Origin of the sequence: Kocuria sp. LUK (assembly GCF_021012935.1) — a bacterium.
GTDB classification, from domain to species: Bacteria; Actinomycetota; Actinomycetes; order Actinomycetales; family Micrococcaceae; genus Kocuria; species Kocuria flava.
Map to the genome: position 1 here is coordinate 358,461 of NZ_JAJMZI010000004.1, position 14,309 is coordinate 372,769.

The following is a 14,309-nucleotide window of genomic DNA, read 5'->3' on the forward strand; positions in this document are numbered from 1 at the left end:
CGCCGCACCGGCCGCGGCGCCCGCGGCCGGTGCGGTGCGCTGCAGGGGGCCGGTGCTCAGTTCGCGAAGACGTCCTGCAGCCGGTCCTCGTCCGTCCACAGCGCCACGGAGTCGCCGCCGTTGTTGAGCACGGCCGAGGTCCGGTCGCCGAACCAGGCGTCCGGGCCGTCCGTGCCGGGGCCGGTGTGGACCCGCAGCTGCTCGCCGGGAGCCAGCACGTAGCCCTCGCCCACGGTCAGCACGTTGTACGCGGCGTCGCGGATCGTCCAGCCGCTCACGTCCACGCTGCGCTGCCCGGTGTTGGCCAGCACCACGTGCTCGCCGCCCTCGGGGCGGAGGTCGTCGCCGGGGGCGTCGTTGACGGCCCCGGCGATCTCGACCCCGTGGTCGCCCGGGACGGGGTCCAGGCCGTCGAGCAGCCGGTCGGTCTGGACCGGGAAGTCACCGGTGACCATGTCCACGCCCAGGTCCAGCACGTGCCGGACGGCCTCGGGGGAGTTGACGGTGTAGACCCCGAGGTCCAGTCCGGCGGACCGGGCGCGGTCGACGCCCGCGGCGTCGAGGGCGCGGTAGTCGGTGCCCACCGAGTCGACCACCTGCGCCCACCGCGCCAGCGTGGCGGCGTCCGGGACGGTGCCGGAGAGCTGCTGCAGCGGCACGTCGGGGGCGAGCCCGGCGAAGGTGCGGTTGGAGGCCTCGTCGAAGCCGATCACGGTCACCTTGCCGGCCTCGAGCAGCCGGGCCCACCGCGGGTCCTCGGCCAGGGCGCCGGCCACGACCTGCTCGATGCCGGGGGAGCTGCGGGGGGACTTGATCTCGATGTACACGCCGGTGTTGACGGTGGCCACCTCGGCCGCGTCGTCGAGGTGGGGGATCCGCTCCCCGGCCCAGCGCTCGCCGAAGGCGGAGCCGGCGTCGAGGCGCTGCAGCTCGGCCCAGGTGAACGAGGTGACGGGGTCGTCCTCGCGGCCGGGGAAGACCTCCTCGACGTCCGTGGTGCGGGCCGGGGTGTCGTCGTGGAACAGGAACGGGACGCCGTCGGCGCTGAGCTGGACGTCGACCTCCAGGTAGTCGGCCCCGGCCGCGCGGGCGTCGCGGAACGCGGGCACGGTGTTCTCGGGGGCGGTGCCGGCGGCGCCGCGGTGGCCGATCAGCAGGGGGCGCTCGGTCCCGGCCGGGGCGGCGGCCGCGGGGACGGCGGGACCCAGGACGGCGGCGGCGGCCAGGGCGCCGGCGGTCGCGGCGCGCACGGTGCGGGGGGCGGGGGCGGTGCTCACGGGGGGACTCCTCGGGGGACGGCAACGGTGCGGTCCCCAGGCAAGCCGGGCCCGGCGACGGGCGGGAGAACACGGGGTGACGCCCGGATGAGATCCCGGCGGCCGCCGCGGCCCCGGTAGCGTGGGCGCCATGGACTCGGACACCCTCGTCAACCTCCTGCTCGTGCTCGCCTTCGTGCTGATCGGAGGAGTGTTCGCCGGGACGGAGATGGCGATCGTGAGCCTGCGCGAGAGCCAGGTGAAGCGGATCGAGCGCTCCGGGCGCAAGGGCGCGCGGACCGCGGCCCTCGTGCGCGACCCCAACATGTTCCTCTCCGCGGTGCAGATCGGGGTGACCGTGGCCGGGTTCTTCTCCTCCGCCTACGGCGCCTCCACGATCGCCCCGGACCTCGCCCCGCTGCTCGAGGAGCTGGGCCTGGCCCCCGCCGCGGCGCAGACCACCGCGCTGATCGGGATGACGCTCGTGATCGCCTACCTCTCCCTGGTCTTCGGCGAGCTCGTGCCCAAGCGGCTCGCGATGCAGCGCGCCGAGGGGTTCACCCGGGTGCTGGCCCCGCCGCTGAACCTCTTCGCCCGCCTGATGCGGCCGGTGATCCGGCTGCTGTCGGCCTCCACGAACGCCGTGGTCCGGCTCGTCGGCGGCGATCCGCACGCGGCCGGCGAGGAGGTCTCCGCCGAGGAGATCCGGGAGATGGTCGTGGACACCCGCGGGCTGGGACCGGTCTCCCGCTCGATCCTCACCGACGTCTTCGAGGCCGGCGAGCGCCGGCTCGCGGAGGTGATGCGCCCGCGCACGGAGGTGCACTTCCTCGACGGCGACCTGCCGGTCACCGAGGCCTACCGGACGGCCCTGGCCCTGCCGCACTCGCGCTACCCGGTGACGGGCCGGGGCGTGGACGACGTCCTGGGCTTCGTGCACATCCGCGACCTCGTGGTCCTCGACGCCGACGGCGACGGCGTGATCGGCACCCCGCCGCGGACCCTGCGCGACGTCGTGCGGCCGATCCCGTTCCTGCCGCAGACCAACCACGTGCTGCGCACCCTGCACACGATGCGCGCGGAGGGCCGGCACATCGGGCTCGTGGTCGACGAGTACGGCGGGACCGCCGGGATCGTCACGCTCGAGGACCTCGTGGAGGAGCTCGTGGGCGAGATCTACGACGAGTTCGACGCCGGCCGGCGCGAGCACGAGGACACGGTGCTGCGCCGCGGCGAGGCGGTGCTCGTCGACGGCGGGCTGATCATCCAGGAGGTGCCCGAGGAGACCGGGCTGGTCATCCCCGAGGGCCACTACGAGACCGTCGGCGGGTTCGTGATGTCGCGCCTGGGCCGGGTCGCCCGCCCCGGGGACGTGGTGGACGAGGAGGAGTACCGGCTCGAGGTCCTCGCGGTCGACGGCGCCCGGGTGGAGCGGGTGCGCATCTCCCGCCGCCCGGGCAGCACGGCCGCCACGGACACCCCGCCGGACTGACCCGGCCCCGCCCGGTCCCCGCCCGCGGCCCGTCCCGCGACCGCGCCACCGCGCCGTCCCCTCCCGCGGGATCCCACGGCGTTCGCGAGCTCCCGCGCCGCGGACCGCTGCGGCACGGGAGCTCGTGCCGGGCGTGGGATCGCGCGCAGGAGGCGGGGCGGGTGCGGGGGCGAGCGAGGGGTCAGTGGCCCCGGAAGGCCTCCGCCAGCCACCACGACCCGCCGTCGGAGGCGATCTTCGCGTCGACGACCAGGGGCCGCTCCCGCGGGCCGGCGACCCACGCCCGGACCGCCTCGAGGTCCTCGGGGGTGCGCACCACGACCCCCTCCGCGCCGAAGCCGCGGCCGACGGCCGCGAGGTCGGTGTCGGGGAACACCACCGTGTCCAGCGGCACCTCCGGCGCACCGGGACCGGCGAAGTGGTGGACCTCGGCGCCGTAGGCGGCGTCGTCGTAGACCACGCACACCAGCGGCAGCCCCAGGCGCACCGCCGTCTCCAGCTCGGCGACCCCCATGAGGAACCCGCCGTCCCCGGTGCCGAGCACGGGCAGCCGGTGCGGCTGCGCCAGCGCCGCGCCGATCGCGGTGGCCAGCCCGAGCCCGACCGACTGGAACGCCTGGGTGAAGCAGAAGCCGCGCTCGTCCGGCACGTCCAGGTACTGGCTGGGGTAGCCCATGAAGTTGCCGCTGTCCACGGCCACGACCCGCTCCGCCGGCAGGATCTCGTCCAGCGCCCGCGACAGGACCCGCGGGTCGATCCGCTCGGAGGTGGACAGGTCCTCGTGGGCGACGTCCCGCCAGCGGCCCTCCCGCGCGAGCCGCGCGGCCAGCTCCGGTGTGCGCCACGACGACGACGGGGCCGCCGTGCCCTCCAGCCGCGCCAGGACGTCGCGGGCCGTGAGCGCGCAGTCGCCGACGACCCCCAGCGCCAGGGGCCGGTCCGGGTCCCGGTGGGCGCCCAGGGCCTGCTCCTCGAGGTCGACCTGCACCACGGCGGCCTCCGGGCCCAGCAGCCGGCCGTGGCGGGTGGTCCACATGTTCAGGGCGCAGCCCCACCCCACCGCGAGGTCGGCCCCGCGGATCAGCTCGGCGGTGAGCGGGGCGGAGAAGCCGCCGGAGATCCCGAGGTCGAAGACCTCCCCGGCGAACAGGCCCTTGGCCACCGCGGAGGTCGCCAGCAGCGCCCCGCAGCGCTCGGCCAGGGCGATCAGCTCGGCGCGGGCGCCCCGGGCCCCGCGCCCGGCCACGAACACCGGCCGCCGCGCCGAGGCCAGCAGCCCGGCGAGGCGGGCGGCGTCGTCGTCGTGGGGGCGCGGGCGGGGCGGGTCCGGCAGGGCGGGGACGGGGGCGTGCCCGGGCGCCGGCGCGGCCTGGACGTCGAGCGGGACGGAGAGCACCACGGTGCGCCGGTCGTTGCGGGCGCGGCGGTAGGCGCGGGCCGTGTCCGCCGCGGCGGAGGCGGGGGAGTGCACCCGCTCGGCCACGGCGCCGACCGAGCGGGCGAGCCCGTCCTGGTCGATGCGGAAGTTGGAGTGCACCGCCGCGGCCTGCGTGTCGGCGGTGAGCACCACCAGCGGGGTGCGCGACTTCGCGGCCTCCCCGATCCCGGTCGTGGCGTTGGTCAGCCCGCAGCCCTGGTGGGTGGTCACCACGGCGACCTGCCCGCTGGTGCGCGCGAAGGCGTCGGCCATCGTGGCCGCCCCGTTCTCGTGCCGGGCCGCGGTGAAGGGCACCCCGCAGGCGACCAGTGCGTTGACGAGGTGGAAGTTGCCGCTGCCGACCACGCCGAAGACGTGGCCCACCCCCAGCTCGGCCAGGGTGCGGGCCACGAGCGCCGCGACCGTGCCCGTCACGCCTCCGGCTCCTGCGCGGTGCGCTCCACCAGGGCCAGGACCCGGGCGGGGCTGCCCGTGCCGCCGACCACGGGCAGCGGCGCGACGACGAGCTGCGCGCCGAGCACCGGCAGCCGGTCGAGGCCGCGCAGGGAGGTCAGCCCGTACTTGTCGGCGCCCAGCAGGTGGTGGTGGGCGGGGAAGGGCGGGTCGAAGCCGCCGGCGATCCCGGCGTCGATGCCCACCGTCTCCACGCCGAAGCCGCTGACGTGCGGGTGGGCGGCCAGCCACTCGGCCGCCGCCACGGAGGGGCCGGGGGCGTGCAGGCCGTGCTCGTCCGCGTTGAGGAAGCGCTCGGGGTCGTCCCCGCGGGCCGCCCACCCGGTGCGCAGCAGCACCCAGCAGTTGCGCGGCAGGCGCCCGTGCTCGTCCTCCCAGGCCTCGAGGTGCTCGGGCTCCAGGAGGAAGTCGGCGTCCGCGGCGGCCTGCGCGGTGACGTCCACGACCGCGGCCGGGCCCACCAGCCGGGCCGGCTCGATCCGGTCGACCGACCTCCCCCCGCGTCCGGTGATCCAGTGGACGGGGGCGTCCAGGTGGGTGCCGGCGTGCTCGCCCACGTGCAGGTCGTTCCAGGCCCAGGCGGGTCCGGCCTCGTCGTAGCGGCTGACCGGGGTGGTGCTCAGCCCCACCGTGTTCGCGAAGGGCTCCGGCAGTCGCAGGACCGGGGTCCGCGGGCTCAGGGGCGTGGTCAGGTCGACCACCTCGACCGCTCCGGCGGCCAGCGCCGCGCCCAGTCCGTCCAGCACGCTCATGGGGCCTCCTCCTCGCCGGGCCCGCCGGGGCCCTCCGTGTGTGTTCCCGGTCATTCTGGCACCCGCCCGGACCGCCCCCGCTCCCGGCGCCGCGCTCCCGGCGCCGCGAGGGGCGGGCCCCCTGTCGCGAGGGGCGGCGTTCGGCGGTTCAGCCGTGGCCGGAGCCGCCGAACGCCGCCCCTCGCGGGGCGGGGTCCAGTGCCTCGCGCACCAGTGCCACCGCGGTCGGCACCGTGCCCCACGGCGTGGCCGTCAGGGTGCGGAGGTCGGCGGCGACGATGCGCACCTCCCGCCACCCGAGGCGCTCCGTCGCGCGCCGGCGGTGGACGTCGCGCACCCGCTGTCCCCGCAGGTCGTGGTGCGCACCCTCGTACTGGATGCTCAGGCGTGCCCCCGGGATCGCGAGGTCCGGCTGGACGAGCGGGAAGCCGCCCGCCTCGCACAGGGCGAGGTCGGTCTCGAGGCCGTCGATCCCGTGGTCCTCCAGCAGCAGCCGCAGGCGGGTCTCCGGGGCGGAGTCCGAGCCGACCCGGATCCGCTCGAGCGCTCGGCGGGCCCGCCGCACTCCCCGGCGGCCGGTCAGCGCGGCGACGGTCCGCTCCAGCTCCGCGACGGTGGCCTGCGGTCGCACGCCGCGCAGCACGCCGTGGCGGTGGGCGCAGACGATGCCGTCGCCGAGCACCACGAGGGCGTCCGGGCCCAGCTCGGCGGCGCAGTCCACGAAGGTGCGGGCCGGGCTGGTGACGGGGATTCCGTCCAGAAGGGCCAGGTGCCCGCCGGGGATGCGGGAGCGCCGGCAGACGACGCCGGGGCGCTCCAGCGCGCGGGCGGCGTCGGCGCGGGTCAGGTGGAGCACGGGATCGTCCTCCCACCCGGCGGGCACCCTCATCCGCCACAGCACCGCCGCGCTGCGCCTGCTGACCACGGTCCCGGGGAACCGCTCCGTGAGCGCCCTGGCGGCCTCCCGCAGCGGCTCCTCGCTGCGCGCCGGTACGCGCACACCCCGGCCCACGGGTGCGGACAGGTCCCGGGTGCGCAGACGAGCCCGGTCGATCCCGGCGTCCAGGGCGCTCCGGACGGAGAACCCGGTGTCCCGGAACTCCTCCGGCAGCGGTGCGGGCGTTCTCATCCGGTCACGGTGGCGCACCGGACACAGGTCCCGGTTCTCCTCGGCCGTCCCTGTGGACCCGGGTCCGCTCCGATCGCGGGAGGGAGCCCGGTGCAGTGCCGGAGCCGCGGTGCCGCGCCACGTGGTCCCTGTCCTCACCGCGAGGGGCGGCGTTCGGCGGGTCAGACCTGCCCAGAGCCGCCGAACGCCGCCCCTCGCGACCCTATGCGCCCCTCGCGGTGCTCGCGGTGCGGGCGGCTCGGCCTCCCGTGGGCGGGCGCGGGACAATGGGAGGGACCGTGCAGGAGAGCGACCACGAGAGGACGGCAGGACGATGGACGAGCAGATCCGGCTCAGCGGGGCCGACCACCCGCACGTGCCGATCCCGCGGCTGCGGGAGCTCGACGCGATCTGGACGAAGCGGGTCGTCGTCGCGGCCGTGCTCAGCCTGGTCGTGGGGCTGGTCGCCGGCATCGCCGCGGCGTGGCTGGTGGGCGAGGACGCGGCGGGGCTCGGCCCCGCCCAGTGGGGGCTGACCGCGGCGGGGGCCGGGCTCGTGGTCAGCGGGGTGGTGCTGTCCCTGACCCGCGCCGACCGGGCCCCGCGCAACGACCTGATGGACGCCCGCTCCCGGGCCGCCAAGGGCCTGCGCACCTCGGTCCGGCGCGCAGCCGTCCCGCAGGACCCCGTGCTGCGGGAGATGCAGGACTACATGGCCGTGGAGATGGTCCAGTACGCCTGGCCGATCGTGCTCGCGGTGCCGGGCATGGCGCTCGTGCTGTGGGGGATCTTCGTCCCGCTGCCCAGCGTGGTGGTCGTGCTGGCGCTCGTGGTGGTGTGGGCGGCGGTCCGGGTCAACGGCACCGTGGTGGGCCGGCGCTACTACCGGCTGCGCGGCCTGGACTGAGCGCACCGGACCGGCGGGGGCGTGCGCTCAGCGGCGGGGCGGCAGGCGCACGAGCTCGACGTCGTGCAGCCGGCCCTCCTCGGCGACCGCCGTGAGGTAGGTGCAGTGGGGCTGGCGCCGCCGGTCGGTGGGGGAGCCGGGGTTGAGCAGCCGCGTCCCGGCCGGGGTCGTGCTGTCCCAGGGGATGTGGCTGTGGCCGAAGACGAGGACGTCGAGGCCGGGGTGGTCCCGGTCCGCGCGGGCCTCGCGCCCGGCCGCGGCCCCGGTCTCGTGGACCATCCCGAAGCGCACGCCGCCGAGGGTCTCCCGCGCGACCTCGGGCAGGCGCTCCCGCAGCTCGGGGCCGTCGTTGTTGCCCCACACCCCGATCAGGCGGGCCGCTCGGGACTCGAGCCGCTCCAGGGTGTCCAGATCGACCCAGTCCCCGGCGTGGAGGACGACGTCGGCCGCGTCCACGGCGTCCCAGACCTGCGCGGGCAGGTCGCGGGCGCGCTTGGGCAGGTGGGTGTCGGCGAGCAGCAGGAGACGGACCATGCCCCTCAGCCTCCCACGGACGCCCGCAGGGGCCGGCCCCGGAAGCGGTCGAGCAGCCGGGCCCCGAGCCAGGCGAGGGCGAAGAAGACGATCACCGCGACGCCCAGGAAGTTCAGGTCCAGGGCCGCGACGGCGGCGAGCAGCCCGCCGGAGGGGTCCACCGGCTCCGCGAGCACGGAGAGCAGGCCGGTCCCGCCGATCACGAAGGCGATGGCGACCGAGACCGTGGTGACGGTCAGGTCGTAGTCGAGCTTCCGGCGGGCGTCGGTCGAGGCCCAGCCGTAGACCCGGTGCATGAGCACGCCGTCGGCGCTGTCGAACAGCGTCATGCCGGCGGTGAAGAGCACCGGCAGCACGAGCACGGCGTACCACGGCAGCTCGGGGGCGAGCCCGCCGGCCATGACGAACAGCCCGATCGAAGCCGCCGTGTCCAGGCCCAGGCCGAACAGGAAGCCGACCGGGTACATCCGGGCGGGCCGGTCCACGGCCCGGGTGACGGGGTGCAGCACCCGGTGGAGGACCCCGCGGCGGTCGAGCTGGGCCGCGAGCGCCGCGGCGTCCAGGGTCCCGGTGCGCGCGGCCCGGCGGGCCCGGCGCAGGCGCAGCAGCACCCCGAGGTTGAGCACGCCCGCGGTGAGCAGGAACAGCCCGGAGACGGTCCCGCCCCAGATCCCGGCGGCCCGGCGCAGCCCCGACCCCTCGTCGGCGAGCCCGCCGGCGACGACCTCCAAACCCAGTGCGAGGGCCAGCACGGAGAGCAGGACCACGGAGGAGTGGCCCAGGGCGAACCAGAAGCCGGTGGCGGCGGAGGGCCGGCCGCGGGCCGTGAGCGAGCGGGTGGCGTTGTCGATGGCCGCGATGTGGTCGGCGTCGAAGGCGTGGCGCACGCCCAGGGCGTAGGCGCTGAGCGCGAGGCCGGTGAACACCGCGGTGCCGGCGGTGCCGCTGCCCGCCACGAGCAGGAGCAGCGCCCCCCACCCCACGACGTGGAGCAGGACGACGGCGGCGCCGATCAGGGGAAGGCCCCGGCTCCCGGCGGTCGGCGGGGCTGCGGTGCGGGCGGAGCTCACGGGTGGCCTTTCGTCGAGGAGGTCGGGGACGGGGCGGGACCCGCGGGGCGGGGTCCGCCCCGCGGGTCCCCGGCTCAGCTCTCCAGCGGCACGCCGGCCTGCTCGGCCTCGGCGAAGAGGGCGTCGACGTGCACGACGTCGTGGCCCTCCCGCTCCAGCAGGCTGGCGGCGGTGCCCGAGCGGTAGCCGGAGCCGCAGTGGATCCACAGCCGGCCGGCGGGCACCTCGTCCAGGCGCGTCAGCAGCTCGTGCAGCGGGATGTTCACCGCGCCGGGGATGTGGGAGTCCTCGTACTCGTCGGTGCGGCGGACGTCGAGGACCGTCTCGCCCTCGGGGCGCTCGGCGAGCATGCCCTGCCAGTCGACCCGCGGGTAGGAGGAGACGGGCGCGCCGGGGGCGAGCTGCTCCGGGTCCTCGCCGAGGGCGGCGTCGGGGGAGTCGATGCCGATCCGGGACAGGTCCCGCACGGCGTTCTCGACGTCCTCCCGGGAGCCCACCAGCGTCAGCTTCCGGTCGTACGGGAAGATCCAGCCCAGGAAGGCGGTGAAGCTCGAGCCGTCGCCGTACTCGAAGCTGATGGTCCCCTTCAGGTGGTTCGAGGAGTAGGCCACCCGGTGGCGCAGGTCCACGACCCACTCGCCCTCGGCCAGGCGCGAGGTCAGCTCCTGCGCGTCCAGGGAGTCGGGCACGGACAGGTCCGGTTCGGCGGGCCCTCCGTGTTCCCGGGCATCATGTGCACGTAGTAGTTCGGGTACGCGGTGAGGTTGGCGATCAGCTCGGAGACGAAGTGCTCCTCGTCGCCGTCCGTGTAGACGTGGTTCGTGCGCATCTGCTCGCCCAGCGTCGACTCGTCCGCCCCGGTGGCCGGCCCGGAGGAGCAGAAGGAGCCGAACCCGTGGGTCGGGTACAGCGCGGCCTCCTCCGCGGCCTCCTCGGCCAGGCGGCGGGCCGAGGCGTACTGGTCGTGCGTCAGCCCGACCATGTGCTCGCGGCCCAGCAGGTCCGTGCGGCCCACGGAGCCGTAGAGCACGCTGCCGCCGGAGAACACGGCCTGCTCGCCGTCGTGGACGACGACGAAGGACAGGTGGTGGTGGGTGTGCCCGGGCGTGGCCACCGCCTTCACGGTGAGCCCGCCGACCTGCAGCGTCTCGCCGTCGGAGACGGGGGTGCGCACGAAGGAGACGTCGTCGGCGGCGTTGACGAGATACGTCGCCCCGTGCTTGCGGGCGTAGGCCAGTCCGCCGGTCAGGTAGTCGTTGTGGATGTGGGTCTCGGCCACGTGGGTGATGCGCACCCCGGCCTGCTCGGCGGCGGCCTCGACGCGGTCGATGTCGCGCTGGGCGTCCACCAGCAGTCCGGTGGTGCCGTCGTGGACGAGGTAGCTGCGGTCCCCGAGCTGGGGGGTGTCGATGACGATGACGTCCATGGTCGTTCCTCCTGCGTCTCGCCGCGGCGCGGGGGCCGCGGTGTCGGGCGGGTGTGAAGGGAGTGTTCCAGAGAACGCGGCGGGGACGGGGCAGGCGCTGCGTCCCCGGACGGTGGGGGCGGGTCGGTGCTCAGGCGGTGCGGGGAGCGCGCAGCGGGCACCTCGGGACGGCGAACCAGCACGCCAGCGCGGCGACGGCCAGGGCGCCGGCCCCGATGCCCACCGCGGCCCCGGCGGCGCCGGGCAGCTCCTGGACGAGCACGGACACACCCATCACCAGGACGAAGACGCCGAAGCCCTTGCGCAGGGCGGCCTCGGGGACGACCCCGGCCAGGCGGGCACCGACGACCGAGCCTGCGATCGCGGCGGCGGTCACCGAGAGCACGAGCGCCCGGTCCAGCTGCACGGTGGTGAGGTAGCCGGCGAGACCGGCGAAGGACTTCATGGCGATGACCACGAGGGAGGTCCCGACCGCCACGGGCATGGACAGCCCGCCCAGCAGCGCCAGCGCGGGCACGACCAGGAAGCCGCCGCCGGCGCCGACGAGGCCGGTGACGAGGCCGACGACGAGGCCCTCGAGCACGACCTTCAGCAGCGGCAGCTCGCCGTCGTGGTCGGTGGCCGCGGAGCCCCTCCGGCCGCGGATCATCGCGAGGGAGGTCGCGACCATCATCAGGGCGAAGGCGATCATCAGCACGGTGCCGGGGATGTGCCCGCCGAGGATGCCGCCCAGGAACGCCCCGGCCATGCCGGCGGCGCCGAAGACGAGCCCGGTGCGCCACTTCACCCGGCCGTTGCGGGCGTGGTTGACGGCGCTGACGGCGGAGGTCGCGCCCACCACGAACAGCGAGGCCGCGATGGCCTCCTTCGGGTCCAGGCCCGCCACGTAGGTCAGGATCGGGACAGTGAGGATGGACCCGCCGCCGCCGAGCAGGCCGAGCGAGAGTCCGATCAACACCGACAGCAGGAGGGTCAGGACGAGGGTGACGGTCATGAAACCGGATCCTTTGCTGCCCGCGGCAGGCGCGGGCTCGACGGGGGCGATGCGGGCCGGCTCGTGGGCCGGCGGTTCGACCCGAGTATGGAAGATACCCTAGGGGGTATTCAGCTACCCCCGGGGGTATGCGCTCCCCGGGGTGGGCGGGTCCGCCTGATCGCCCAGCGAGAACCGAAGGCCAGGATGCTTCCTTTTCGGTGCCCGTCGTGCCCACAGTGGTCCTGTGACCGTCCGTCCGTCGGGCCGCGCCCTCCGCCGGCCCGAGAAGAGGAGCGCAGCATGAGCTACACCACCGCCGTCGTCGTCCCCCTGTCCTACGAGGACGCCGTCCGGCGCACCCGCGAGGCGCTGTCCGAGCAGGGCTTCGGGATCCTCACCGAGATCGACGTCCGCGCGACGTTCGAGAAGAAGCTCGGCCCCGAGGCCGCGGAGGGCGTCGGCGACTACGTGATCCTCGGCGCCTGCAACCCCGGCCTCGCCGGCAAGGCGCTCGCCGCGGAGCCGGAGCTGGGGGCGCTGCTGCCGTGCAACGTGGTCGTGCGCCGGGGCCCGGAGGCCGGGTCCAGCACCGTCGAGGCGATCGACCCGCAGACCATGGTGCAGCTCAGCGGCACGGAGGCGGTCCGAGAGGTCGCCGACGACGCCGGTGCGCGCCTGCGCGCCGCGCTCGAGGCCCTCGACGGCCGTCCCGCCGGCGCACGGTAGCCCGCGGCGCCCGGAGGGCGCGAGCACCCGACCCCACCACCCCGTTCAGGAGGAACGTCCATGAGCACCGACATCACCGGCAAGAAGATCGCGTTCGTCGCCGTCAACGGCGTCGAGGAGCCCGAGCTCACCGAGCCCTGGAAGGCCGTGCAGGAGGCCGGCGGCACCCCCGTGCTGCTGTCCCGGGAGAAGGGCAGCATCACCGCCATGCAGGGCGACTGGGACCGCGCCGGCAGCTACGAGGTCGACGGCACGCTGGCCGAGGCCCGCGCCGAGGACTTCGACGGCCTGGTGCTGCCCGGCGGCACCCTCAACGCCGACAGCGTCCGCGCCGACCAGGACGTGCTGCGCCTGGTCAAGGAGTTCGACGCCGCGGGAAAGCCGATCGCCGCGATCTGCCACGCGCCCTGGATCCTCATCGAGGCCGGCCTGGCCCGCGGCAAGCGGCTGACGTCCTACAGCTCCCTGGCCACCGACCTGAAGAACGCCGGGGCCGACTGGGTCGACGAGGAGGTCGTCGTCGACGGCCGGCTCGTCACCTCCCGCAATCCCGGGGACCTCGAGGCGTTCAACCGCGAGGCGCTCCAGCAGTTCGCCGGCTGAGCCCGGCGCCGCGCGAAGGCGCAGGCCCCCGGCCCGGTTCCCCGGGCCGGGGGCCTGCGCCTGCGGGCGGGGTCCTCAGGAGCTGCCGCGCGCCTCGTCCTCCTCGTAGACGTCCGGGACGCCGTCGTGGTCCTCGTCCACGGACTCGAGCTTCTCGATCATGCGGTAGCGCTTGTTCCGCGCCCGCAGCAGGACCGAGGCCAGGGCCGCCGCCAGCACGGACGCGCTGAGGATCGCGACCTTGGCCTGGTCGCCCGGCAGGCTGCCCGGGGCGAAGCTCAGCTCCGCGATCAGCAGGGAGACGGTGAAGCCGATCCCGGCCAGCAGCGCCACGCCCACGAGGTCGATCCACTGGAAGGCCGGGTCGAGCCGGGCGCGCGTGAGCTTCGTGACCAGCCACGTGGCGCCCACGATGCCGATCGGCTTGCCCAGCACGAGCCCGGCGACGATGCCCAGCGTCACCGGCGAGGAGAGCGCGGAGGTCAGCCCGTCCCAGCCGCCCACGGCCACCCCGGCCGAGAAGAACGCGAAGACCGGCACGGCGAAGCCGGCGGAGAGCGGGCGGAAGCGGTGCTCGAAGATCTCGGCGAGGCCGGGCCCGGCCCCGGGGCCGCCGCCGGCCTCGCTGCGGAGCACGGGCACGGCGAAGCCCAGGAGCACACCGGCGACGGTGGCGTGGATGCCGGCCTCGTGCACCAGCACCCACACCACGATGCCGATCGGCAGCAGGATCAGCCAGGCGGCCGGGGCCTTCAGGCCGAAGAACCGGCGGTACTTCTGGGCGAGGAACAGGTACAGGGCGTAGGGGACCAGGGCCAGCAGCAGCGGGGAGAAGCTGACGTCCTCCGAGTAGAAGACGGCGATGATCGTGATCGCCAGCAGGTCGTCGACCACGGCGAGGGTCAGCAGGAACAGCCGCAGCGCCGCGGGCAGGTGCGAGCCGATGATGGCCAGCACCGCCACGGCGAAGGCGATGTCCGTGGCGGTGGGGATCGCCCAGCCGCCGGAGGTCTCGGGGTCGGCGGCGTTGAGGGCGGCGTAGATCAGCGCCGGGACGACCACGCCGCCCACGGCGGCCGTGATCGGGACGACGGACCTGCGGAACTCGCGCAGGTCCCCGGCCACGAACTCGCGCTTGAGCTCCAGGCCCACGAGGAAGAAGAAGATCGCCAGCAGCCCGTCGGCGGCCCAGGCGCCGAGGCTGAGCCTCAGGTGCCAGGGCTCGTAGCCGACCTCGAGGTCGCGCAGGGCGAAGTAGCTGTCGGCGAAGGGGGAGTTGGCCCAGACGATCGCGACCAGGGCGGCGGCGACCAGGAGCAGGCCGCCGACGGTCTCCTTGCGCAGGATATCGCCGACGCGCAGCACCTCGCGGTAGCTGCCGCGGCGCAGGGTGTCGCGCGAGCCGTCCTGGGCCCGGTGCTCCGGGGCGTCCTCCGGGCGGACCGTGGGGTCGTGGCTGGACATGGGGTGTGCCTCCGTCAGGGGTCGTCGAACACGGACATGCCGACCAGACTTCCCGGCTCACCTGAGGTGCCAGTCTACGGGCCGGCGTGGCGCGCGCCACCCCG

Annotated in this window: 12 protein-coding genes and 1 pseudogene; 4 read left to right on the top strand and 9 right to left on the bottom strand. The window is 75.5% G+C overall.

The window, feature by feature from the left end; all coding sequences use genetic code 11:
* Positions 1-56 precede the first annotated feature (56 nt).
* Positions 57-1,277 carry a glycerophosphodiester phosphodiesterase family protein gene (locus LQU92_RS09570; RefSeq protein ID WP_230780224.1) on the bottom strand — a complete coding sequence of 407 codons (1,221 nt, stop codon included), beginning with the start codon at positions 1,275-1,277 and terminating at the stop codon, positions 57-59.
* Between the two features lie 130 nt (positions 1,278-1,407).
* Here LQU92_RS09570 and LQU92_RS09575 point away from each other — a divergent pair, with 130 nt between their 5' ends.
* On the top strand, positions 1,408-2,748 hold the full coding sequence (locus LQU92_RS09575) for a hemolysin family protein (RefSeq protein ID WP_230780228.1): 1,341 nt from the start codon (positions 1,408-1,410) through the stop codon (positions 2,746-2,748).
* A 181-nt stretch (positions 2,749-2,929) separates the two neighbouring features.
* Here LQU92_RS09575 and LQU92_RS09580 read toward each other — a convergent pair whose 3' ends face one another.
* The 3 genes from LQU92_RS09580 to LQU92_RS09590 all read right to left on the bottom strand — a co-directional run bounded on the left by LQU92_RS09580 (position 2,930) and on the right by LQU92_RS09590 (position 6,520).
* Positions 2,930-4,600: a thiamine pyrophosphate-binding protein gene (locus tag LQU92_RS09580; RefSeq protein ID WP_230780231.1), complete on the bottom strand. Its 1,671-nt coding sequence runs from the start codon at positions 4,598-4,600 to the stop codon at positions 2,930-2,932.
* Positions 4,597-5,391 (bottom strand): cyclase family protein, encoded by a 795-nt coding sequence (locus LQU92_RS09585; RefSeq protein ID WP_230780234.1) that lies wholly within the window; start codon positions 5,389-5,391, stop codon positions 4,597-4,599. Before LQU92_RS09585 ends, LQU92_RS09580 begins: the two co-directional genes overlap by 4 nt.
* 148 nt (positions 5,392-5,539) lie before the next feature.
* Positions 5,540-6,520, bottom strand: coding sequence for a hypothetical protein (locus tag LQU92_RS09590; protein ID WP_230780236.1), 981 nt, complete (start codon positions 6,518-6,520; stop codon positions 5,540-5,542).
* Positions 6,521-6,833: 313 nt separating this feature from the next.
* Between LQU92_RS09590 and LQU92_RS09595 the strand changes: the two genes are divergently transcribed.
* Positions 6,834-7,406, top strand: coding sequence for a hypothetical protein (locus LQU92_RS09595; protein WP_230780238.1), 573 nt, complete (start codon positions 6,834-6,836; stop codon positions 7,404-7,406).
* Positions 7,407-7,433: 27 nt separating this feature from the next.
* Here the strand turns inward: LQU92_RS09595 and LQU92_RS09600 are convergent, their stop codons facing one another.
* The 4 genes and pseudogenes from LQU92_RS09600 to LQU92_RS09615 all read right to left on the bottom strand — a co-directional run bounded on the left by LQU92_RS09600 (position 7,434) and on the right by LQU92_RS09615 (position 11,430).
* Positions 7,434-7,940: a metallophosphoesterase gene (locus LQU92_RS09600; protein ID WP_101851700.1), complete on the bottom strand. Its 507-nt coding sequence runs from the start codon at positions 7,938-7,940 to the stop codon at positions 7,434-7,436.
* Between the two features lie 5 nt (positions 7,941-7,945).
* A complete protein-coding gene (locus LQU92_RS09605) occupies positions 7,946-9,010 on the bottom strand; it encodes a HoxN/HupN/NixA family nickel/cobalt transporter (protein WP_230780240.1) in 1,065 nt (354 codons plus the stop codon).
* A gap of 74 nt (positions 9,011-9,084) precedes the next feature.
* A pseudogene (locus tag LQU92_RS09610) lies at positions 9,085-10,436 on the bottom strand (rhodanese-like domain-containing protein).
* 130 nt (positions 10,437-10,566) lie between these two features.
* The gene (locus LQU92_RS09615; protein ID WP_230780242.1) at positions 10,567-11,430 is read right to left on the bottom strand and encodes a sulfite exporter TauE/SafE family protein; all 864 of its coding nucleotides are present in this window, start codon (positions 11,428-11,430) and stop codon (positions 10,567-10,569) included.
* Positions 11,431-11,712: 282 nt separating this feature from the next.
* Between LQU92_RS09615 and LQU92_RS09620 the strand changes: the two genes are divergently transcribed.
* Positions 11,713-12,138, top strand: a complete 426-nt coding sequence (locus LQU92_RS09620) for a DUF302 domain-containing protein (protein ID WP_230780244.1) — start codon at positions 11,713-11,715, stop codon at positions 12,136-12,138.
* Between the two features lie 60 nt (positions 12,139-12,198).
* Positions 12,199-12,741, top strand: a complete 543-nt coding sequence (locus LQU92_RS09625) for a type 1 glutamine amidotransferase domain-containing protein (protein WP_230780246.1) — start codon at positions 12,199-12,201, stop codon at positions 12,739-12,741.
* Between the two features lie 75 nt (positions 12,742-12,816).
* Here LQU92_RS09625 and nhaA read toward each other — a convergent pair whose 3' ends face one another.
* The gene (gene nhaA, locus LQU92_RS09630) at positions 12,817-14,205 is read right to left on the bottom strand and encodes a Na+/H+ antiporter NhaA (RefSeq protein WP_230780248.1); all 1,389 of its coding nucleotides are present in this window, start codon (positions 14,203-14,205) and stop codon (positions 12,817-12,819) included.
* Between the last annotated feature and the right edge of the window lie 104 nt (positions 14,206-14,309).

Excerpts from the sequence above, each read along its gene's own strand:
- LQU92_RS09575 (WP_230780228.1), top strand. The coding sequence starts at position 1,408 with ATGGACTCGGACACCCTCGTCAACCTCCTGCTCGTGCTCGCCTTCGTG.
- LQU92_RS09585 (WP_230780234.1), bottom strand. The coding sequence starts at position 5,391 with ATGAGCGTGCTGGACGGACTGGGCGCGGCGCTGGCCGCCGGAGCGGTC.
- LQU92_RS09590 (WP_230780236.1), bottom strand. The coding sequence starts at position 6,520 with ATGAGAACGCCCGCACCGCTGCCGGAGGAGTTCCGGGACACCGGGTTC.
- LQU92_RS09595 (WP_230780238.1), top strand. The coding sequence starts at position 6,834 with ATGGACGAGCAGATCCGGCTCAGCGGGGCCGACCACCCGCACGTGCCG.
- LQU92_RS09600 (WP_101851700.1), bottom strand. The coding sequence starts at position 7,940 with ATGGTCCGTCTCCTGCTGCTCGCCGACACCCACCTGCCCAAGCGCGCC.
- LQU92_RS09615 (WP_230780242.1), bottom strand. The coding sequence starts at position 11,430 with ATGACCGTCACCCTCGTCCTGACCCTCCTGCTGTCGGTGTTGATCGGA.
- LQU92_RS09620 (WP_230780244.1), top strand. The coding sequence starts at position 11,713 with ATGAGCTACACCACCGCCGTCGTCGTCCCCCTGTCCTACGAGGACGCC.
- LQU92_RS09625 (WP_230780246.1), top strand. The coding sequence starts at position 12,199 with ATGAGCACCGACATCACCGGCAAGAAGATCGCGTTCGTCGCCGTCAAC.
- nhaA (WP_230780248.1), bottom strand. The coding sequence starts at position 14,205 with ATGTCCAGCCACGACCCCACGGTCCGCCCGGAGGACGCCCCGGAGCAC.